The organism is Achromobacter veterisilvae (assembly GCF_037619525.1).
Lineage (GTDB): Bacteria > Pseudomonadota > Gammaproteobacteria > Burkholderiales > Burkholderiaceae_B > Achromobacter > Achromobacter veterisilvae.
The window spans coordinates 1,945,626-1,966,846 of sequence record NZ_CP148753.1 but is presented as its reverse complement, the minus strand read 5'-3'; the positions used below and the strand labels follow the sequence as shown (position 1 = coordinate 1,966,846).

Sequence of the window (21,221 nt, the reverse complement as noted above, 5' to 3'; positions counted from 1 at the left end):
TCGCCCGAGCACGCGCCCATGAAACTCCTCGAACCCATCGTCGCGTGGCATCGCGACATTTCCACGATCCGGCGCGACATCCACGCGCATCCCGAACTGGCCTTCGAGGAATTCCGCACGGCCGACGTGGTGGCCGCGAAGCTTGAAGAATGGGGCATCGAGATCCATCGCGGACTGGGCGGCACGGGCGTGGTCGGCATCATCCGCGGCAACCTCCCCGGCGACCGCGCCGTGGGCCTGCGCGCCGACATGGACGCGCTGCCCATGCAAGAGGCCAACACCTTCGCGCACGCCAGCAAGAACGACGGCAAGATGCACGCCTGCGGCCATGACGGCCACACCGCCATGCTGCTGGCCGCGGCGCGCTACCTGTCGCAGCATCGCGACTACGCCGGCACGGTCTACGTGATCTTCCAGCCCGCCGAGGAAGGCGGCGGCGGCGCCAAGCGCATGATCGACGACGGCCTGTTCACGCGCTTCCCCATGGAGGCCGTGTTCGGCATGCACAACTGGCCCGGCATGAAGTCCGGCCAGTTCGGCCTGACCCCCGGCCCCATCATGGCGTCCAGCAATGAATTCTCCATCGTCGTGAAGGGCAAGGGCACGCACGCCGGCATGCCCAACCTGGGCATCGACCCGGTCATGGCGGCGGTGCAACTGGCGCAATCGCTGCAAACCATCATCACGCGCAACCGCAATCCGCTGGACGCGGCCGTGCTCAGCATCACGCAGATTCACGCCGGCAGCGCCGACAACGTCGTGCCCAACCACGCCGAACTGCGCGGCACCGTGCGCACGTTCACGCTGGACGTGCTGGACCTGATCGAACGCCGCATGGAAGAGATCGCGCGCCATACCTGCGCGGCCATGGACTGCGAAGTGCAATTCACATTCCAGCGCAACTATCCGCCCACCATCAACCATCCCGAAGAAGCCGCGTTCTGCGCCGACGTGCTGCGCGACATCGTCGGCGAGGCCAACGTCAACGATCACGTGCAGCCGACCATGGGCGCGGAGGATTTCGCCTTCATGCTGCAGGAACTGCCCGGCTGTTACGTCTGGATCGGCAACGGCATGGGCGAGCACCGCGACAGCGGCCACGGCCTGGGCCCCTGCATGCTGCACAACGGCAGCTACGATTTCAACGACGAACTGCTGCCGCTGGGCGGCACGTACTGGGTCCAGTTGGCCCTCAAGCGCCTGGCCAAGGCCTGATCGCTACGCGCCGTCCGGCGCGCCGACCGCCAGGCACATCGCCAGGAAGCGTTCGGCGGCGCGGGCGGCGGCGTCCGCGTGCGGCACCAGGATGCTCAAGGTGCGCGTCAGCGGCTTGGGCAGCAGGCGCAGGGCCGCCAGCGCCCCGTCTTCGTGCCGCATCGACATGACGGACACGAAGCCCACCCCCAGGCCCGCGCGCACCGCCTGCTTCACACCTTCCACCCCGGCGAGTTCCAGGCCCACCGACGGCGCCAGCCCGGCGTCGGCGAACGCGCGCTCCACCAGCCGGCGCACGCCCGAGCCGGGTTCGCGCATGACCAGGGCGGAAGCGGCCAGGTCGCGCAGCGTCACCGCCCCCTTGCCCGCCAGGGCATGGTCCGCCCGCACGATCGCCACTACTTCGTCCTGCCGCCAGGCGTGCACCGCCGTGTCCGCGGGCAGGCCCGCCGGCACGTCCCCCTCGATGAACGCCAGGTCCAAGGCCGGCAGGCGCTCGACGATCTCGCGCGTGTTGCCGTCGGACAGATGCAGGCTGACCGCGGGAAAGGCGTGGCGGAAATCCGCCACCAGGCCGGGCAATAGGTAGCTGGCGGGCGTGGTGCTGGCGCCCAGCCGCAGGGCGCCCGTCTCCAGGCCGCGCCAGGACTCGCGCACGGCCTGCGCCTGCCGGTACACCTGGCGCAGTTGCCGGGCCTGCTCGGCCAGGCGCTCGCCGGCCTCCGTCAGCGCGATGCCGTGGCCGCTGCGGCGGTAAAGGGGTTCTCCGAACCATTCCTGCAGCATGCGCAACTGGCCGGATACCGCGGGCTGGGACAGATTCAGGACCTGGGCGGCGCGGCTGATGTTGCCGGTATCGGCCACGCAGGCGAAGGTCAGTAGCTGGTCTGGGGTCATATCGGGCTAATTATCGTAATTCCTGATATTACATATCTGAAATAACAATTTTTCAAATAGTAGGCCGGAAATTAATATTTCGTGTAGTTATTTAGATATGCCCCAAGGCCAACCATGAGCAATTCCTCCAGCACCGCCGTCCCCCTGCCCGCCACCCCGGCCGCCCCCGCCTCGCCGCCGGCCGCGACGCCCTGGCGGGACAAGCTCAACGGGGTGCTGTTCGTCGGGCTGATGGCCGGCGCGGTGATGCAGCTCGCCGACCTGCCCGCCATCCGCCAACTGGGCTTTTCGCCGCTGGTCGTGGGCATCGTCTGCGGCATGCTCTACGGCAACTTCCTGCGCGGCACCATGCCCGCCGACTGGGGCGCGGGCGTGAATTTCACCGCCCGGCGCCTGCTGCGCATCGCCGTGGCCTTCTACGGCCTGAACATCAGCATCCAGCAGATCGCCGCCGTCGGCCTGCCCGGCCTGGCCGTCTCGGTGGCGGTGGTGCTGGGCACCCTGCTTATCGGCACGGTAGTCGGCCAGCGCCTGCTGGGGCTGGATCGCGACACCGCCATGCTCACCGCCGCCGGCAGCGCCATCTGCGGCGCCGCCGCCGTCCTGGCCTTCGAACCCACGCTGCGGGCCGCCCCGCACAAGAGCGCGGTGGCGGTCGCGACCGTCGTGCTCTTCGGCACCCTGTCGATGTTCCTGTACCCGGTGCTCTACCACGCGGGCTGGCTGAATTTCGATACCCAGGCGCTGGGGATCTACATCGGCGGCACGATCCACGAGGTGGCCCAGGTCGTCGGCGCCGCCAGCAACATCGACCCCGCCACCACCGAAGTCGCCACCATCGTGAAGATGACCCGCGTCGCCCTGCTGGTGCCGGTCCTGCTGGTGCTGGGCATGTACCTGCGCAGCGCGGCCTCGCACGCCGGCGGACAGGGCAAGGGCGCCAAGCTGCCCATCCCCTGGTTCGCGGTCGGCTTCCTGGTGCTGGCCATCGTCAATTCGCTGAATATCATCCCCGCCGACGCCGTTGCCGCCATCCGCCGCCTGGACATCTTCGCGCTGACCATGGCCATGACGGCCCTGGGCATCGAAACCCGCTTCGCCCAGATCCGGAAGGCCGGCCCCCGCGTGATGGCGCTGGGCCTGATTCTGTACGCCTGGCTGTTGGTTGGCGGCTACGCTATCGTCAAGTTGGCCTACTGATCCCCGGTCCGCCGCGGCAAAGCGCCTCGGCGGACCTCGCGCGCGCACGCGGCTGTCTCGTTTTTCCTGCATAATCGGCTGGTTCTCTTGCAGTGGAGTCGGCCGCATGACCTCCAGCACCAAAACCCCTTTCACGACTTTGCCCGCCGACCGCGACGCGGTATTGCGCGTCATGCCGATGCCGGCGGACGCCAATATCCACGGGGACGTTTTCGGCGGCTGGATCATGTCCCAGGTGGACATCGCCGGTTCGATTCCCGCGGCGCGCCGCGCCGCCGGGCGCGTGGCCACTGTCGCGGTCAACGCCTTCCAGTTCAAGCAGCCCGTGTTCGTGGGAGACCTGCTCAGTTTCTACGCCTCCATCGTCAAGACCGGCACGACCTCGATCACGGTGTCGGTCGAGGTCTACGCGGAACGCCAGCGCCTGGACGCCGAGATCGTCAAGGTCACCGAAGCCACGCTGACCTACGTCGCCACCGACGAAGCGCGGCGCGGCCGCCCCCTCCCCACCCTTTGAGCCGTAACGCATGACGCAGTCCGCCGCCGCGCAGAAACCGCCCGCGACGCCCCGCCGCCTCGACCCGGAAGACGCCCAGCACGCCCTGGCGGAAGTGCAGGAACGCCTGCGCCGCCAGCAACTGGTCGCCGACCTCGTGCATCGCCAGGAAGAAGGCGACTCGAAGGCCTCGCTGGTCGAAGACCTGGTGCACCGCCAGCACGAAGCCGAACTCAAGACCCTGCTGGACGGCCTGCACCCCGCCGACATCGCCTTCATCCTGGAATCGCTGCCCAAGGACGAACGGCAGGCCATCTGGGCGCTGGTCAGCCCCGAGCACGACGCCGACGTCCTGCTGGAGGTCGAGGACTGGGTGCGGGAATCGCTCATCGAAGCGATGGACCGCCAGGACCTGGTCGCGGCCACCGGCAACATGGATGCCGACGAGCTGGCCGACCTGGCGCCCGACCTGCCGCCCGACGTGGTGGCCGAAGTCCAGAAGGGCCTGACCGAAGAAGAACGCGCGCAGTTGCTGGAAGCCATGGGCTATCCGGAAGACAGCGTGGGCGCGATCATGGACTTCGAAATGGTCCGGGTGCGCGAGGACGTGACGCTGGAAGTGGTGCTGCGCTACCTGCGCCGGCTGCACGAACTGCCCGACCACACCGACCAGATCTTCGTGGTGGACCGCCAGGACAGGCTGCAAGGCATCCTGCCCCTGTCGCGCCTGCTGGTCAGCGAACCCGAAACCGAGGTGCGCGCCGTCATGAACTCGGACTTCCTGGCGCTGAACCCGCTGGACTCCGACGCCGACGCCGCCGGCGCCTTCGAACGCTACGACCTGGTGTCCGCCCCCGTGATGGACGACCAGGGCCGGCTCATCGGCCGCGTCACCATCGCCGACGTGGTGGACGTGATGCGCGAAGACTCGCAGGAACAGGCCCTGTCGCGCGCCGGCCTGCAGGAAGAGGACATCTTCGCGCCGGTCGCCACCGCCCTGCGCAACCGGGCGCCCTGGCTGCTCTTCAACCTCTGTACCGCCGCCACGGCATCCTTCGTGGCTTCCCGGTTCGAGGGCACGGTCAGCCAGATCGTCATCCTGGCGTTCCTGATGTCAATCGTGGCCGGCATCGGCGGCAACTCCGGCAACCAGACCATGACGCTCATCATCCGGGCGCTGGCCATGGGCCGCATCACCGGGCGCAATCTCTGGCAGTTGGTCAAGCGCGAACTCTTCGTGACCCTGATGGTCGGGCTGTGCGGCAGCCTCGTGGCCGCCCTGTTCGCCTGGGCGATCTCGCATTCGGTGTCCATCGCGCTGGTGATGATGGCCGCCATGGTCTGCAATATGCTCGTGGGCGCGTCGGTGGGCGTGCTGGTGCCGATGGTGCGCGCCCGCTTCGGGAAGGATCCGGCGATGGGTTCGTCGGTGCTGCTCACCTTCGCCACGGACTCGCTGGGATTCTTCATCTTCCTGGGTCTGGCCACGATCTTCCTGCTGTAGTCTGACCGCAACAGGCGCTGGCGCGCTTCGTCCTGTTCCTCCGGGGACGGCGCGCCTGACAGCTAACTGACAGGGAAGATGGGGACTGTTCCATTACAGTAATGGGATTGTCATCTTCCTCCCTTCAGTGCCCGCAATGACCGCCAGACTCCGGGCAGCGATTCTCTGCCTGCTGCTCTTACCCTTCGCCCCCGCCGTTCAAGCCTGTGACAACCTGCCCTCGTGGGCGCGATCGGCGTGCAGCCGCCTGGACCAGATCTGGACCGAAGGCGGCAACGACCTCTACCTGACCGGCTATTCGTGGCACAACCGCGCCACCTACAGCCGCGAAAAGATCGACAGCTTCAACGAACTGGCCTGGGGCGGCGGCTATGGCCGCAGCATCTACGACGAAGACGGCGACTGGCAGGGCCTGTACGCCATGGCCTTCCTGGATTCGCACAGCAAGGTCGAACCCATCGCCGGCTACGGCTTCCTGAAGATCGGCCAGGTCAGCGACAACTTCCGCCTGGGCGCGGGCTACACCGTCTTCCTGACGGCGCGCCACGACATCATGAGCTACGTGCCGTTCCCCGGCATCCTGCCGCTGGTGGGCGCGGGCTACAAGGACGCCATGCTCTACGCGACCTACATCCCGGGTTCGAGCGGCGCGGGCAACGTGCTGTTCATGTTCGGCCGCTGGCAGTTCTGAACGGCGGGCGCCAGGCCTCAGCAGGCCAGGCCCAGCCGGCGGACGAGGTCGCCCAGGCGCCAGTCGTCGATGCCATGCGCGCGCAGCGCGCGCGCCGTTTCCACCACGTAATCCAGGCAAGGCCCCGACTGCCCCACGGCGTTGCGCACGGAAGCCAGCAGCCGGTCGTCGCTGATGCCGGCGGCGTATTCCTGGCAGGTACGGTTCAGCAGGAAAGCCAGCCCCCGCACCGGCGCGGCCTCGGTGTGGCAGGTGAGCCAGCGGGGCGTATAGGCACCCGCGGCCATTTCCCGGCGCCACAACGCCTGGAACACCGCCGGCACATCGCGGGCCGCCACCAGGAAAGCCACCCCGCGGCAGCAGCCGCCGCGATCCAGGCCGAACACCAGGCCGGGATTGTCGGGCGAGCCGCGATGGTCGTGGGACCACAGGCACAAGGACCGGTGGTAGCCGCGCACCGTCGCCAGGCGGCGTTCGCGCCAGGCGAAACCGGGATGCCATACCAGGGAGCCGTAGGCGAAGACCCACAGATCGTCGGCGCCGTTCCACTCGGCCAACAGGTCATCCACCGAAAGCGCGTGCCGCGTTCTTGCCGGGCCGGCGCAGCCGGCGGGTACTGCCAACGACATAGGGTCCTCTGATATCCCGGTTCGTTCCATGGCTGGAATGGCGGATATCCTACGCCCTGGCGCGCGCAAAAGAATTGCGAGATAAAGGGCCTTCAAGGCCGCGAACGGAATTTGCATCCCCGGCGGCGGCCGCCGCGGAAATAAAATTGCGCGCCCCGCGCCTACACCGAGTCCAGCGGCAATTCGGTCGTGCTCTTGATGACTTCCATCGAGAAACTGGCGCTGACGTCCAGCAGGTCGACGGCGCCGATCAGGCGGCGGTAGAAGCGGTCGTAGGCCGCCATGTCCTCAACCACGACCTTCAGCAGGTAGTCGACGTCGCCCGCCATGCGGTGGAACTCCACCACGTTGGGCAGCGCCATCACGGCGTTGATCAGGCTCTGCGTCCACTTCTCGTTGTGCTGGCTGGTCTTGATGGACACGAAGACGGTCAGGTTCAGGCCCAGGGCGCGGGGATCCAGCAGGATGGCGTTGCGCGCGATGACGCCGTCGTCCTTCAGTTTCTGGATGCGGCGCCAGCAGGGCGTCACGGACAGGTGCACTTGCTCGGCGATCTCGGCGACCGAGCAGGTGGCGTCCTTTTGCAGCAAGGCCAGTATCTTGATGTCGGTCTGGTCCATCGGGAGTCCTCACGCGATCGGCCCCAATCTTGCCTGTTCGGCCCGGCCGCGTCCAGCCATCGGCCTGCCGGTCAGTACGTGCCGGGGTAGCCGCCGCCGTCGATGAGGATGTTCTGCGCCGTCAGGTAGCCGGCATGCGCCGAACAGACGTAGGCGCACAGCGCGCCCAGTTCCTCGGGCTGGCCGTAGCGGCCGGCCGGATTGGAACGCCCGCGCTCGTCCCAGAGCTGCTCGAAGCTCTTGCCGCCGGACTGCTCCAGCATGCCCTGGATGTGCCTGACCTGCGCGTCGGTGGCGAAAGCGCCAGGCAGCAGGTTGTTGATGGTGACGTTGTGCCTCACGGTCTGCCGCGCCAGCCCGCCCACGAAGCCGATCAGGCCCGAACGCGCGCCGTTGGACAGCCCTAGCTCGGCATGCGGCGCCTTCACGCTGCGGGAGACGATGTTCACGATGCGGCCGAAGCGCCGCTCGATCATTCCGTCGACGACTCGCCGGATCATGTCGATGGGGCCCAGCATCATGGCGTCCAGCGCCGCGACCCAGTCCTCGTGCGACCAATGCCGGAAATCGCCCGGCAGCGGCCCGTCGGCGTTGTTGACCAGGATGTCGGGATGCGGACAGGCGGCCATGGCGGCGTCCCGGCCCCGCGGCAGCGTCAGGTCGGCCGATACCCAGCCCACGCCCGTGCCGGTCTCGCGCGAGATCTCGGCGGCGGCCTGTTCCAGGGTTGCCGGATTGCGGGCCGCTATCGTGACGGCCACGCCCTCCCGCGCCAATTGCAGGGCGCACGCGCGGCCCATGCCGCGGCTGCCGCCAAACACCAGTGCCGTCTTGCCGCCGATCCCCAGATCCATGCCCGACTCTCCTGTCGCTGCGGGCAGGCCCCGGTGGCTCGCCCTGCGCTAGCGGATCAGTATAGGACGGCGCCGCCCGGAAAGGCGGCGCCCCCGGGCGGGTTCAGCCCATCCACTGGCTGACCGGCGCCGCGGCGTCCTGCAACGGCTGGGCCACCACGTCGATCAGCGCCGGACCATCGTGCTCCATGGCGGCCTTGATGGCGGCGTCCAGCTTGGCCGGATCCTCCACGCGCCATGCCTTCACGCCGTAGGCCTCGGCAATGCGGGCATGGTCGGTGCGCTCGAAATCCACGCTGTAGTAACGCTTGTCGTAGCCCGCCTTCTGGCTGGCCTTGATCCAGCCGTAGACGGAGTTCGAAAACACCACCATCAGCAGCGGCGCCTTGTGCCTCACGATGGTTTCCAGCTCGCCCACCGTGAAGCCGAAGCTGCCGTCGCCCATCACCGACACGCACTTGGACTGGGGCCTGCCCACCCACGCGCCCAGCGCGGCGGACATGGAAAAGCCCAGCGCGCCGTGCGCCCGGTTGGTGATGAAGTGGCGGCCGGGCCGCGACACGTCGTAGTAGGCCGAGAAGTACGGGCAAGGCGTGCCGGGGTCCGCGCAGACCACGGCGTCGTCCGGCAGCAGGCGGTTCAGGGACTGCACCACGCGCTCGGGGCGGATGGGCGTGTCCAGGCTGCTGGCCAGCGGCTCCAGTTGCGCCCGGCGGGCCTCCTTGGCGCGGCCGGCCAGCACCGCGCCGTCGACGGCGTCCGCGGGGCGGTGCGCCAGGCGCTCGGCCACTTCGGCGCCCAGCGCCTCCAGCGCCAGCCTGGCGTCGCCGACCATGCCCACTTCCGTCAGGTAGTTGGCGCCGATCACCATCGGGTCGATGTCGATGTGCAGGATGGGCACGTCGCGGTTGGGGAAGCGCCAATGTTCGGTCGAGGTCGATCCGGCGCGGCATCCCACGAACAGCACCGCGTCCGCGGCGGCCACCACGTCGCGCGTCGCCATCACGCCGCCGTTGGAGCCCACCACGCCCGCGTTCAGGGGATGGGTGTCGGCCAGGCTGCCCTGCCCGCTCACCGTCACGCAGACCGCGGCCTTGAGCGACTCGGCCAGTTGCTGCAAGGCGGCGCTGGCTTCGGCGATGACCACGCCGCCGCCGCAGATGATCACCGGCGAACGCGCGCCGACCAGCCGCTGCGCGGCGCGCGCAACGTCGGCGGGGTCCGGAGCGAAACGCATCGCCGGGTAGCGGCCGTGCTCGGGCTGGGCCCAGATGTCGGAGGCGTCCACCTGCTGCTTCATCACGTCGTACGGGAAGCAGAGGTGGGCCGAGCCGGGCTTGCCGGTCGTCATCGCGCGGAACGCCGCCCGCACCATGCCGGGGATCTGGTCCGCGCGGTCGATCGTGCGGTTCCATTTCGTCAGCGGGCGGTACAGCGCCTCCTGGTCCAGCTCGGTCAGGGGATACTTGCCGCGCGAGCCCACCGCCACGTCCGAGGTGATGCCCAGCACGGGCACGGACGACTCGTTGGCCTCCACCAGGCCGGGCAGCAGATAGGTCGCGCCACCGCCGCTGGGGCCTTCGCACACGCCGACCTTGCCGGTGACGCGGGCGTAGGCGTCAGCCATGTAGCCGGCGCTGCGTTCATCGCGCGTCAGGATGTGCCGCATGCCGTGGTCCAGGCGGTACAGCGCGTCGTAAAACGGCAGGCTGGTGTCGCCGCACAGGCCGAAAATATGTTTGACGCCGTTGTGCTGCAGCATCCGCACCATGGCTTCGGCGCCGGTCAGGTTTTCCATGTCATCTCCACGTGTTGCTTGCGCGGCCGGGCGGCCCGGCCGCGCGCCGTTCAGTTGTCCAGATTGATGTTGCTGCTCTTGATGAAGGCGCTCCAGCGCTCGTATTCCGACTTCACGTAGGCATCCAGCGCCGCGCCGTCCGAGGCCACGATCTCGAACCCCGCCTCCGTCACCTTCTTTCGGATTTCAGGATCCGCCAGCACGGCCTGGAAATCCGCGGTCAGCTTTTTCACCGTGGCTTCGGGCGTGCCCTTCGGGGCGAACATGCCGCTCCAGGAATAGGCGACGAAGCCGGGGAAGCCGGATTCGGCCACCGTGGGCACGTTGGGCAATTCCGGCAGGCGCTTGTCGCCCGCCACGGCCAGCGGCTTGATCTTGCCCCCCTGGATCTGGCCCCGCAGCGCCGCGAAGCTCAGCCACGTCATGTTGGCCTGCCCGCCCACCACGGCCTGGATGGCCGGTCCGCCGCCGCCGTAAGGCACGTGCAGCAGCTCGACCTTGGACAGGCGCTTGAGTTCTTCGGGCGCCAGGTGATTCAGCGAACCGACGCCGGTGGACGCATAGTTGAACTTGTTCGGCGGCTGCTGGGCGGCGGCGGCCAGGAATTCCTTCAGGTTGTCCCCGGGCACGCCCGGATTCGCCCCGATCACCAGCGGGAAACGCACCGTCTGCGAGATCGCCACGAAATCCTTGAACGTGTCGTAGGGCAGCTTGGGCTTCACGGCGGGATTGATCCCGTGGTTGTCGAAGCTGACCAGGAGCGTGTTGCCGTCAGGCTCGGCGCGCGCCACGAAGGCGGTCGCGATCTGGCTGGCCGCGCCAGGCCGGTTCTCGACCACGACCGCGCGGCCGCCGAGCTGTTCGGACAGCCGCGGCTGCAGAATGCGGGCCAGGATGTCCGTGCTGCCTCCCGGCGGATACGGCACGACCAGCACCAGCGGCCGTTCCTCCGCCATGGCGGGCGCCGCGGCGAAGGCGCCCCCTGCGGCGGCCAGCACGCATAGCGCCGCCAGCCCGCGTTTCAACTTGTGGTTCATAGATTTTCCCCTGCTGATATGGTGTTGGCCGGCACTGCCGAGGCGGGTTCGGCCTGGTCCCGCATGTAAATCGTGGAAAAACCGGTGCGTATGACGTCGGTGATCTGGTCCAGCCGGCGGCCGATGTGCGCATTCATCAGTCCGGGCAGGACCTCGACGTCGCGGCGCTGCAGCGCCTCGACGATGCGCAGGTGCTCGCCCTGGGTATGGCCGCGGCGGCCCTGCTGCATGTCGATCCAGCGCACGAAATGGATGCGGGCGTTGACGCTTTCCAGCGCCCGCACGAATTCCTCGTTCCGGGAATAGCGGGCCAGCGTCAGGTGGAAGGCTTCGTCCAGCTCCAGCAGGCGCGTGGCCTCGCTGTCCTCGGGTTCGTCGCGCGAACGCTCCACGAACGCCCGCAAGCTGGCCAGCTCCTCATCGGTGGCGCGCTCGCAGGCGGCGCGCACGATGCCGGCCTCCAGCACCGCGCGGTATTCGTACAGGCTGTGGATCTGCTTGGCGTCGAGCAGGCGGGCGATGAAGCCCCGGTTCACCGAGCGGGTCAGGAAACCCTCGACCATCAATTGGTTCAGCACTTCGCGCAAGGGCGTGCGGCTGACGTTCAACCGGCGAGCCAGGTCCACCTCGTTGATGCGTTCGCCGGGCTTGAATTCGAAGCGCACGGCCATCGCCTTGACGGCGCCGTACAGCTCGGCCTGGCCCGCCGACGTGCGGGCCGCGGGACGGATAGCGGGGGAAGATTGCGTCATACCGGGCTGAAAGTGTCAGGGTTCGCCAACGGAAGATGAAGTGCATACTAAAGTGCATACACTTCGTGGGCAAGCAGGGTTTGCCCGGAATCCGAAGGGTGACGAGGGATGGGCGGGCCCCGTGTGGGCCGTGTGGGCCGTGTGGGCCGTGTGGGCCGTGTGGGCTGTGTGGGCTGTGTCGGCTGTGTCGGCTGTGTCGGCTGTGTGGGATGCGTGGGATGAGTAGGATGGGTGTAGCGCGGCAGTTCCCAGGCAAGAACCTAGGTGCTCAACGCGCGAAACCCATGCGGCCGCAAGAGCGTGTTTTCCAGCCGCGGCCAGGCACTGTCTGCCCACGGCCGCATGGGTTTCGCGCGATGGGCAATTGGGTTTTTGCGCGAGTTGTCTCGCGCTTTACCCATCCTACAACCCGGTATCCAGCGTGTAGTGGGCGCCGTCCCGGTTTTCCAGGGTCAGGGTGGAAAGCGCGGGCGTGGCGGCCGACGCGTCGTGGCTCACGTGGATGCGCAGGTTGGCCAGCGGCACGTCCCAGCCGTCGCCCGCGGGCTCGGCGTCCACGTCGGCCACCCGCGCCAGCCGCTCCGCGACCGCGCGGGCGTCGGACGCCCGGGCATCGATGCGCAGCAGGCTGCGCGCGCCGTTGGGATGCGCCATCAGCGCCGGCGACCACACGCACTCCGGCGTCAGGTGACGGCAGAAATACATGCGGATGCCGGGCAGGGGCTGCTCGGCGAAGCGCACGGTATGGAAACGGGCCTGGACTTCCTCGCCGTCCAGCATCGCCGGGCGGGTCAGCTCCTGGACGGGATTGACGGCAAAGCCGGCGGCCAGCAGGCGCTGGTAGGTGGCCTCGGCGTCATGGGTGCGGAACACCAGGGCTTCCAGCCCGAAGGGCGAATCGGCGATTTCCTTGCGCGCGGGCGGCGCGCCCGGCGGCCAGCCCAGCAGTTCGACGTACGTCCCTTCCAGGACGATCAGGCGGTTGCACGACCCCAGGTTGTGCACCGCCTTGTCGCTCAGGTGAAAACCCTGGCGCTCGAAATGCGGGGCCAGCGCATCCAGCCGGTCGCGCACCATGACCACGGCGTGATCGAATTCAGTGCGGCCGACGGAATGCAGCATGATGGCTTCTACCTGATCAGACCAGCTTGCCGTGGCACTGCTTGTACTTCTTGCCGCTGCCGCAGGGGCACGGATCGTTGCGGCCGACCTTGGGCATCGCGTTGCGCACGGGTTGCGCGCCGCCTTGCGACTCCGGCTGGGCCAGCGCTTCGTCGTAGTCGGAGTGGTGGTACTGCACGTTCTGCACGTGCGACTGCGCCGCTTCGGCTTCGGCCTGGTCCACTTGTTCCTGGGACTGCACGCGCACCGTCATCAAGACCCGGACCACGTCGTCGCGGATGCGGTCCAGCATGCCCGAGAACAGTTCGAAGGCCTCGCGCTTGTATTCCTGCTTGGGATTCTTCTGCGCATAGCCGCGCAGATGGATGCCCTGGCGCAGGTAGTCCAGCGCGGACAGGTGTTCGCGCCAGTGCGTGTCGATCGCCTGCAGCATGATCGAACGCTCGAACTGCGACCACGATTCCAGGCCGACCTGGTCGACCTTGGCCTGGTAGGCGCCGCGCGCGGCGGCCACCACGCGTTCGCGCAGGTCGTCGTCGGTCAGGCTGGTTTCCTTTTCCAGGATCTCCATCAGCGGCAGTTGCAGGTGCCAATCGGCCTCCAGCGCCTTCTGCAGCGCCGGCACGTCCCACTGTTCTTCCACCGATTCCGGCGGCACGTGGACGTTGAACATGTCGGTCACGGCGGCGTCGCGCAGATTCTGCACGGTCTCGCCCACGCTGGCGGCTTCCAGCACGTCGTTGCGCTGCGAATACAGCACCTTGCGCTGGTCGTTGGCCACGTCGTCGTATTCGAGCAACTGCTTGCGGATGTCGAAGTTGCGGCCTTCCACCTTGCGCTGCGCGGTCTCGATCGAACGCGTCACCATGCCGGCCTCGATGGGCTCGCCCTCGGGCAGCTTCAGACGCTCCATGATGGCGCGCACGCGGTCGCCCGCGAAGATGCGCATCAGCGAATCTTCCAGCGACAGGTAGAAGCGGGAAGAGCCCGGGTCGCCCTGGCGGCCGGCGCGGCCGCGCAACTGGTTGTCGATGCGGCGCGATTCGTGGCGTTCGGTGCCGATGATGCGCAGGCCGCCAGCGGCCTTGACCTGCTCGTTCAGCGGCTTCCATTCCGCGCGCACCTGCTCGATGCGCGCGTTCTTCTCGTCCTCGGACAGCGACTCGTCGGCGCGGATCAGGTCGACCTGCTTGTCGACGCTGCCGCCCAGCACGATGTCGGTGCCTCGGCCGGCCATGTTCGTGGCGATGGTGATGTGGCCCGGCTTGCCGGCCTCGGCGACGATCTCGGCTTCGCGGGCGTGCTGCTTCGCGTTCAGCACTTCGTGCGGCAGCTTGGCCTTCTTCAGCAGGCCCGACAGCAGCTCGGAGTTCTCGATGCTGGTGGTGCCCACCAGCACCGGCTGCCCGCGCTCGTGGCAATCGCGGATGTCGTTCAGGATGGCGTTGTACTTTTCCTGGTCGGTCTTGAAGACCTGGTCGTTCTGATCCTTGCGGACCATGGGCTTGTTGGTCGGGATGATGACCGTTTCGAGCCCGTAGATTTCCTGGAATTCGTACGCTTCCGTGTCGGCCGTGCCGGTCATGCCGGACAGCTTTTCGTACATGCGGAAGTAGTTCTGGAACGTGATCGAGGCCAGCGTCTGGTTCTCGTGCTGGATCTTCACGCCTTCCTTGGCCTCGACCGCCTGGTGCAGGCCGTCGGACCAGCGGCGGCCCACCATCAGGCGGCCGGTGAATTCGTCGACGATCACCACTTCGCCGTCCTGCACCACGTACTGCTGGTCGCGGAAGAACAGCGTGTTGGCGCGCAGCGCCACCATCAGGTGGTGCATCAGCGCGATATGGCGCGGGTCGTACAGCGATTCGCCTTCGGGCAGGATGCCCAGGCGCGCCAGGATGCCCTCGGCGTTCTCGTGCCCGGCTTCGGACAGGTAGACCTGCTGGCTCTTTTCGTCGACCCAGTAGTCGCCTTCGGGTTCCGGCTCCTGCGGCTTCGGCTCGCTCGCCATGCGCTTGAGCAGGGGCGGCACCGCGTTCATGCGGATGTAGAGTTCGGTGTGGTCCTCGGCCTGGCCGGAGATGATCAGCGGCGTGCGGGCCTCGTCGATCAGGATCGAGTCCACTTCGTCGACGATCGCGTAGAACAGCCCGCGCTGGCGGCGGTCCTCAACACGGTATTCCATGTTGTCGCGCAGGTAGTCGAAGCCGAATTCGTTATTGGTGCCGTAGGTGATGTCGGCAACGTAGGCGGCCTTCTTCTCTTCGTTGGGCTGCTGCGGCACCACCACGCCCGTGCTCATGCCCAGGAAGCGGTACAGGCGCCCCATCCATTCCGCGTCGCGGCGGGCCAGGTAGTCGTTCACCGTGACCACGTGCACGCCCTTGCCGGCGATCGCGTTCAGGTAGACGGGCAGCGTCGCCATGAGCGTCTTGCCCTCGCCCGTGCGCATTTCGGCGATCTTGCCGTTGTGCAGGGCGATGCCGCCCAGCATCTGCACGTCGAAGTGGCGCATGCCGAACACCCGCTTGCCGGCCTCGCGCACGACGGCGAAGGCTTCGGGCAGCAGGTCGTCCAGGGACGTGCCCTGCGCGTGGCGGGAACGGAATTCCTCGGTTTTGGCCGCCAGCTCCTCATCGGAGAGCGCGGAGATCTTGGGCTCGAGCCCGTTGATCTGGGTTACCAGCTTGCGATACTGCTTAAGCAGCCGGTCGTTGCGGCTACCTATGAGTTTTTTGAGCAGAGAAACCATGCGTATGTCGGCCGCACGGGACACGCCGCCCTCGCGTAAGGGCTGGGCAGCGTCGCCCGTGACTTGATGTTATTGGTTGAGCGGGGGTCCGCTGGGAAACGAACCAGTTTAACGCACATGGAGCGCAATAGCCTGGATCTATCACCAGGGTAGCACTGTTGGCCGGTTTGACCGGCCCGCGCGCCGGCCGTTCACTGCGCGGCGTGGGCCACGGCGGGCGGCGCGTTCTGCTGCGGCCCCAGGAACAGGCGGGGGTCGAGGGGCTGTCCCGCCAGGCGCACCTCGAAGTGCAGGTGCGGACCGGTGGACCGGCCGGAACTGCCCACGCGGGCGACCTGCTGGCCGCGCTCGACCAGTTGCCCCTGCTTGACCAGCAGGGACGAGGCGTGGGCATAGCGGGTGACCAGGCCGTCGCCATGGTCGATCTCGACCATATTGCCGTAGCCCGGCTGGAATTTGGATTCCAGCACCACGCCGCCCGAGGCCGCCAGGATGGGCGTGCCGGGAGGCGCGGCGAAATCCAGCCCCTCGTGCATGGCGCTGCGGCCCGTCACCGGATTGCGGCGCCAGCCGTAGGACGAGCTGAGGTAGGGGTAATCGGTGATGGGCATGGCGGTCGGCATACGGGCCTGGTCGGCCGAGCGCCGCGTCAGCGCCGCATCCAGCAGCTTCAGGTTGTCGGTCTGCTGGGACAGCCTGGCCTGGATGTCGTCGAGCTGGCGGCCCAGGGCCTCGGCCGACGCCGCGCTGGGCGGCGGATGGTCGGTGAACAGGTCGTCCATGACCTGGGTGGCCTCGGGCTGGATCAGCGCCTCCGGCTGCGCCAGGGCCAGTTGCTTGGCCAGTTCGGGATCGGTATAGGCCACGCCGGCGACCTTGGCCACGCGCTGGCCCAGGCCGTCGATGCTCACCAGCTTGGCCTGCAGGGCCCCCACCTTGGCCGCCAGCAGGTTCATGTTCCCGCGCAGGAAATCGGCGTCGCGCCCCGGTTGGTTCGACAAAGGCCAGCCCACGGTGTGTACGGCCGGCAGGATGGGAGTAAGGTATCGTTGCAGCGCGGCGCCGCAGATGGCCGCCATGATCAAGGCGAGCCCCAGGAACAGCGCAAGGTGCCCGCCGCCCAGGGTGAAATGCCCGTCCTGCCCGTCGCGGGCGTGCATAATCACGATCTTCAAGGTTTGCTTCCTAATTCTTAGAGCCGGGATGAATAGACCCACTTCATACCGTCAACGTTCCAGTTCCAGCCGGCGGAAAGAAAATACCGCCCTGGGATGGCTGGGTCATGACATGCGGGGCGCCGGCGTCTTGGCGACCGCCCGCAAGCACTTGCAAATCCAGTACGCGGTGGCGGCGGTTCTGCCCGCCCCGCTGGGCGCCGTGTGCCAGGTGGGCAAGCTGGAAAACCAGTGCCTGCACCTGGTGGTGCCGAGTGCCGCTCATGCGGCCAAAATGCGTCAGTTGGCGCCGCGCATCGCGCGGACCCTGGCGGACCAAGGCTGGAACCTTAACGAAATCGCCGTCAAGGTACAAGCGGGTTTGCCCAAACCCGGCTCCCGCCAGGCGCGCCCTCCCAAAGAGGCGCAGCCCCTGGGCGAAACCGCCCTGGGCGCGTTCGAGACGCTGCATGACAAGCTGCGTCCCGGGCCGCTGGCCGACGCGGTCGCCAAGCTTCTGAAGCACCACAAGAGTAGCTGAAGCCGCGAGGCTTGTCCGGCGGCAATCGCGCCCGGAAACGAAGCGAAACCAAGTTCTCGGACGGATCGATACTATGGTTTGCCGCTGGTTTGCGCCTTAAGCGCGAGAGGATGACGACCACCTCATCCTCCGGAAGTTGTCCGAGGCCTAACCTCGCACAATGACAGCGCAGGCGCCGCGGGTAGCGGGTGGGCCGATCAGGCCAGTTGCCACTCGTGGCGGAAGGCCTGCGGCGCCTCCGCCTGCGATTCATAGGTGATCAGTTCCCAGGCATCGCGCTGCGCCAGCAGCGCGCGGGCCAACTGATTGTTCAGGCCATGGCCCGACTTGCACGCCACGTAGCGCGCCACCAAGGGTTTGCCCAGCAGATACAGGTCGCCGATGGCGTCCAGGATCTTGTGCTTCACGAATTCGTCGTCGTAGCGCAGCCCGTCGCTGTTGAGCACGCGGTACTCGTCCATGACGATGGCGTTGTCCAGGCTGCCGCCGCGGGCCAGGCCCATCGAGCGCAGGGCCTCGACTTCGTTCACGAAACCGAAGGTGCGCGCGCGGGCGATCTCGCGCACGTACGAGTGCGTCGCGAAATCGATCTCGGCGAAATTGGCCGTGGAGTCGATCGCCGGGTGCCGGAAGTCGATGGAGAACGCCAGCGCGAAACCTTCGTGGGGTTCCAGGCGCGCCCATTTTTCATTGCGGCCTTCGCCTTCGCGCACTTCCACGGGCTTCAGCACGCGGATGAATTGCTTGGGCGCGTTCTGTTCGACGATGCCCGCCGAGCGCAGCAGATAGACGAACGTCGCCGCGCTGCCGTCCATGATCGGGACTTCTTCGGCCGTCAGGTCGATGTGCAGGTTGTCGATACCCAGGCCGGCCAGCGCCGACATGAGGTGTTCGACCGTGGAAACGCGGACGTTGCCCTGCTGCAGCACGGACGCCATGCGCGTGTCGCCCACGCCGGCCGCCTGGGCAGGCAGGTCCACGACCTGGGGCAGATCGACGCGATGGAAAACGATGCCCGTGTTGGGCTGTGCCGGGCGCAAGGTGAGCTCGACCCGCCGTCCGGAGTGGACGCCGACGCCTGTCGTGCGGACGAGATTCTGGATGCTGCGCTGTCGGAACATGAGACTTGGGTGATTTGAGCCAGGAAGCCGGCAAGATAGCGAACAAATTGCCGGCGTAACTGACGTATTGTAACTCTGTACGATCCCTGGCGCCATCTGGCGTCCGGACCGCCCTATACCTCCGTCCCCTATTTATACCGTGCAAGGGAAACACGGACCGCTCCGCCTCCGGCTCGCCCGAGGGGACAGGCGAGCCGGAGATGAGGGAGTGCGTTTAGAGCCTGTGGCCGGCTCTTTGGTTCAATCCGCCTGCTTGCGCAGGAACGCCGGGATGTCGAAATGATCCATGCCCGAGCTTTCCAGCGCGCGCACCTGGGCCGAAGCCTGGCTGCGCGGATTGCGCATGACCGAGGGCATGTCCAGGTTGCGGTAGTCGCCCTGGCCGGCCGGCATCCCGCCCATGGGCAGGTTGTCGGTGCCCGTGCGCAGCACTTCAGCGGTGTTCTGCACCAGTTGCGGACGCGATTGCGCGCGGCCCAGGCCGGTCGCGACCACGGTCACGCGCAGGTTCTCGCCCATGGACTCGTCGTAGGCGGTGCCGAAGATCACGGTGGCGTCGTCCGAAGCGTAGCTGCGGATCGTTTCCATGATTTCGCGCGTTTCGCGCATCTTCAGCGAGCGGCTGGCGGTGATGTTGACCAGCACGCCGCGAGCGCCGTTCAGGTCCACGCCTTCCAGCAGCGGGCAAGCAATGGCGTGCTCGGCGGCGACTCGGGCGCGGTCCGCGCCGGAAGCCGATGCCGTGCCCATCATGGCCTGGCCCTGTTCGCCCATGATCGTCTTGACGTCTTCGAAGTCGACGTTGACGTTGCCTTCGACGTTGATGATTTCGGCGATGCCCGCGCAGGCGTTGTGCAGGATGTCGTCGGCGGAACGGAAGCAGTCTTCCTGCGTCGCGTCCTCGTCCATCAGTTCATAGAGGTTCTCGTTGAGCACCACGATGAGCGAATGCACGTGCTTGGCCAGTTCCGAGATACCGTCCTCGGCCATCTTCATGCGCTTGTTGCCTTCGAAGGTGAAAGGCTTCGTGACCACGCCCACGGTCAGGATGCCCAGCTCCTTCGCCACTTCGGCCACGACCGGACCCGCGCCGGTGCCGGTGCCACCGCCCATGCCGGCGGTGATGAAGACCATGTGCGCGCCGTTCAGCGCGGCACGGATCTCCTCGCGCGCGGTTTCGGCCGATGCGCGTCCCTGCTCGGGCTTGGCGCCCGCGCCCAGGCCCGTGCGGCCCAGGCGGATCTGCACCGGGGCGTTGGTCGCCGCCAGTGCCTGCGCATCGGTGTTGGCGCAGACGAAATCCACGCCGTTCACGCCGCTGCGAATCATGTGCGCCACGGCATTGCCGCCCGCACCGCCCACACCAACGACCTTTATTACGGTCCCTTTGGTGGTGTTCTCAAGCATCTCAAAGTTCATCATGATGACTCCCTCACAAGTCCGATTTGCAAATCACAAAATTCCCCAACAACCTATTTCTTGTGAATCGCCTCAAACACGTCGCCGGCCTGGCCCGCAACGGGTTTGAAGCGCCTCCCCTCTTTTTGGTACGGCCAGCGGTGCCGCTGCCGGCCGACCCAAGGAGCAGGCCCCAACCTGCCCCCCTCTACCTAATTCATGAACCATTCCTTCATGCGCGCAAGCAGGGTCTTGAAGTTGCCCGTCTGGGCGGCGACCTTGCGGCCGCGCACCCGCTGCATCCGCGCTTCCTGCAACAGACCCATCACCGTCGAGAAGCGCGGATTGCGCATCACGTCGGCCAGGCTGCCTTCGTATTCGGGCACCGCCACGCGCACCGGCTTGAGGAACACGTCCTCGGCCAGTTCGATCATGCCGGGCAATTGCGCCGAGCCCCCGGTCAGGACCACGCCGGAAGCCAGCAGATCCTCGTAGCCGGAGTCGCGCACGACCTGCTGCACCAGCGTGAACAGCTCTTCCACGCGCGGCTCGATCACCGCGCCCAGCGCCTGGCGCTTGACCTGGCGCGGGCCTCGGTCGCCCAGGCCCGGGACTTCCACGGATTCGTCCGGGCTGGCCAGGACCTGCTTGGCCACGCCGTAGCGCAGCTTGATTTCCTCGGCATCGGGCGTCGGCGTGCGCAGCATCGCCGCGATGTCGTTGGTGATCTGGTCGCCGGCGATGGGCAGCACGGCGGTGTGGCGGATCGCGCCGCCGGTGAAGATCGCCACGTCGGTGGTGCCTCCGCCGATGTCGACCAGCACGACGCCCAGTTCCTTCTCGTCGGCCGTCAGCACGGCCAGGCTGGAGGCCAGGGGCTGCAGGATCAGGTCCTGCACTTCCAGGCCGCAGCGGCGCACGCACTTCACGATGTTCTGCGCGGCGCTGACCGCGCCCGTCACGATGTGCACGCGCACTTCCAGGCGCAGGCCGCTCATGCCGATGGGCTCGCGGATGTCTTCCTGGCCGTCGACGATGAACTCCTGCGTCAGCACGTGCAGCACCTGCTGGTCGGTGGGGATGTTCACCGCCTTGGCGGTCTCGATGACGCGGGCGACGTCGGTGGCGGTGACTTCCTTGTCCTTCACGGCGACCATGCCGCTGGAATTGAAGCTGCGGATATGGCTGCCGGCAATGCCGGTGTAGACGTCGCGAATCTTGCAATCTGCCATCAGCTCGGCTTCTTCAAGCGCGCGCTGGATGGAATTCACAGTGGTCTCGATATTGACGACCACGCCCTTGCGCATGCCGCGCGATTCGTGCTGGCCGAGGCCGAGCACTTCGAATCGCCCTTCAGGCAGGATTTCAGCCACCACAGCCACCACCTTGCTGGTGCCGATATCGAGGGCGACGATAAGGTCCTTGATGTCACGGGTCATG

The 21,221-nt window shown here is 67.2% G+C and carries 19 protein-coding genes; 6 read left to right on the top strand and 13 right to left on the bottom strand.

Annotated features, from left to right (window positions below):
- Positions 1 to 18 precede the first annotated feature (18 nt).
- Positions 19 to 1,215, top strand: a complete 1,197-nt coding sequence (locus WHX56_RS09145) for a M20 aminoacylase family protein (protein WP_338881033.1) — start codon at positions 19 to 21, stop codon at positions 1,213 to 1,215.
- Positions 1,216 to 1,218: 3 nt separating this feature from the next.
- Here WHX56_RS09145 and WHX56_RS09140 read toward each other — a convergent pair whose 3' ends face one another.
- A complete protein-coding gene (locus tag WHX56_RS09140) occupies positions 1,219 to 2,112 on the bottom strand; it encodes a LysR family transcriptional regulator (RefSeq protein ID WP_129239250.1) in 894 nt (297 codons plus the stop codon).
- A 114-nt stretch (positions 2,113 to 2,226) separates the two neighbouring features.
- Between WHX56_RS09140 and WHX56_RS09135 the strand changes: the two genes are divergently transcribed.
- The 4 genes from WHX56_RS09135 to pagP all read left to right on the top strand — a co-directional run bounded on the left by WHX56_RS09135 (position 2,227) and on the right by pagP (position 6,003).
- On the top strand, positions 2,227 to 3,312 hold the full coding sequence (locus WHX56_RS09135; RefSeq protein ID WP_338881032.1) for a YeiH family protein: 1,086 nt from the start codon (positions 2,227 to 2,229) through the stop codon (positions 3,310 to 3,312).
- A 106-nt stretch (positions 3,313 to 3,418) separates the two neighbouring features.
- Positions 3,419 to 3,829 carry an acyl-CoA thioesterase gene (locus WHX56_RS09130; RefSeq protein WP_129239251.1) on the top strand — a complete coding sequence of 137 codons (411 nt, stop codon included), beginning with the start codon at positions 3,419 to 3,421 and terminating at the stop codon, positions 3,827 to 3,829.
- A 10-nt stretch (positions 3,830 to 3,839) separates the two neighbouring features.
- Positions 3,840 to 5,312 carry a magnesium transporter gene (gene mgtE, locus WHX56_RS09125; RefSeq protein ID WP_129239252.1) on the top strand — a complete coding sequence of 491 codons (1,473 nt, stop codon included), beginning with the start codon at positions 3,840 to 3,842 and terminating at the stop codon, positions 5,310 to 5,312.
- 136 nt (positions 5,313 to 5,448) lie between these two features.
- On the top strand, positions 5,449 to 6,003 hold the full coding sequence (gene pagP / locus WHX56_RS09120) for a lipid IV(A) palmitoyltransferase PagP (protein ID WP_287753032.1): 555 nt from the start codon (positions 5,449 to 5,451) through the stop codon (positions 6,001 to 6,003).
- A 17-nt stretch (positions 6,004 to 6,020) separates the two neighbouring features.
- Here pagP and WHX56_RS09115 read toward each other — a convergent pair whose 3' ends face one another.
- The 9 genes from WHX56_RS09115 to WHX56_RS09075 all read right to left on the bottom strand — a co-directional run bounded on the left by WHX56_RS09115 (position 6,021) and on the right by WHX56_RS09075 (position 16,727).
- The gene (locus tag WHX56_RS09115; RefSeq protein WP_129239254.1) at positions 6,021 to 6,632 is read right to left on the bottom strand and encodes a gamma-glutamylcyclotransferase; all 612 of its coding nucleotides are present in this window, start codon (positions 6,630 to 6,632) and stop codon (positions 6,021 to 6,023) included.
- Between the two features lie 161 nt (positions 6,633 to 6,793).
- Complete coding sequence (locus WHX56_RS09110; RefSeq protein WP_129239255.1) at positions 6,794 to 7,252, bottom strand: Lrp/AsnC family transcriptional regulator; 459 nt, start codon at positions 7,250 to 7,252, stop codon at positions 6,794 to 6,796.
- A 71-nt stretch (positions 7,253 to 7,323) separates the two neighbouring features.
- On the bottom strand, positions 7,324 to 8,106 hold the full coding sequence (locus WHX56_RS09105; protein WP_338881029.1) for an SDR family NAD(P)-dependent oxidoreductase: 783 nt from the start codon (positions 8,104 to 8,106) through the stop codon (positions 7,324 to 7,326).
- 103 nt (positions 8,107 to 8,209) lie between these two features.
- Positions 8,210 to 9,904, bottom strand: coding sequence for a thiamine pyrophosphate-binding protein (locus tag WHX56_RS09100; protein WP_338881027.1), 1,695 nt, complete (start codon positions 9,902 to 9,904; stop codon positions 8,210 to 8,212).
- A gap of 50 nt (positions 9,905 to 9,954) precedes the next feature.
- Entirely contained in the window at positions 9,955 to 10,941 is a 987-nt protein-coding gene (locus WHX56_RS09095; protein ID WP_338881026.1) for a tripartite tricarboxylate transporter substrate binding protein, read from the bottom strand.
- On the bottom strand, positions 10,938 to 11,693 hold the full coding sequence (locus tag WHX56_RS09090; RefSeq protein ID WP_338881025.1) for a GntR family transcriptional regulator: 756 nt from the start codon (positions 11,691 to 11,693) through the stop codon (positions 10,938 to 10,940). Before WHX56_RS09090 ends, WHX56_RS09095 begins: the two co-directional genes overlap by 4 nt.
- Before the next feature lie 402 nt (positions 11,694 to 12,095).
- A complete protein-coding gene (locus WHX56_RS09085) occupies positions 12,096 to 12,815 on the bottom strand; it encodes a VOC family protein (RefSeq protein ID WP_338881024.1) in 720 nt (239 codons plus the stop codon).
- Between the two features lie 16 nt (positions 12,816 to 12,831).
- On the bottom strand, positions 12,832 to 15,567 hold the full coding sequence (gene secA / locus WHX56_RS09080; RefSeq protein ID WP_129239261.1) for a preprotein translocase subunit SecA: 2,736 nt from the start codon (positions 15,565 to 15,567) through the stop codon (positions 12,832 to 12,834).
- A gap of 191 nt (positions 15,568 to 15,758) precedes the next feature.
- On the bottom strand, positions 15,759 to 16,727 hold the full coding sequence (locus tag WHX56_RS09075) for a M23 family metallopeptidase (RefSeq protein ID WP_338881752.1): 969 nt from the start codon (positions 16,725 to 16,727) through the stop codon (positions 15,759 to 15,761).
- Between the two features lie 127 nt (positions 16,728 to 16,854).
- Here WHX56_RS09075 and WHX56_RS09070 point away from each other — a divergent pair, with 127 nt between their 5' ends.
- Positions 16,855 to 17,262, top strand: a complete 408-nt coding sequence (locus tag WHX56_RS09070; protein ID WP_129239262.1) for a DciA family protein — start codon at positions 16,855 to 16,857, stop codon at positions 17,260 to 17,262.
- A gap of 197 nt (positions 17,263 to 17,459) precedes the next feature.
- Here the strand turns inward: WHX56_RS09070 and lpxC are convergent, their stop codons facing one another.
- The 3 genes from lpxC to ftsA all read right to left on the bottom strand — a co-directional run bounded on the left by lpxC (position 17,460) and on the right by ftsA (position 21,220).
- A complete protein-coding gene (gene lpxC / locus WHX56_RS09065) occupies positions 17,460 to 18,383 on the bottom strand; it encodes a UDP-3-O-acyl-N-acetylglucosamine deacetylase (protein ID WP_129239263.1) in 924 nt (307 codons plus the stop codon).
- Between the two features lie 240 nt (positions 18,384 to 18,623).
- Positions 18,624 to 19,805, bottom strand: coding sequence for a cell division protein FtsZ (gene ftsZ / locus WHX56_RS09060; RefSeq protein WP_129239264.1), 1,182 nt, complete (start codon positions 19,803 to 19,805; stop codon positions 18,624 to 18,626).
- 188 nt (positions 19,806 to 19,993) lie between these two features.
- A complete protein-coding gene (gene ftsA, locus WHX56_RS09055) occupies positions 19,994 to 21,220 on the bottom strand; it encodes a cell division protein FtsA (protein ID WP_043542559.1) in 1,227 nt (408 codons plus the stop codon).
- Between the last annotated feature and the right edge of the window lies 1 nt (position 21,221).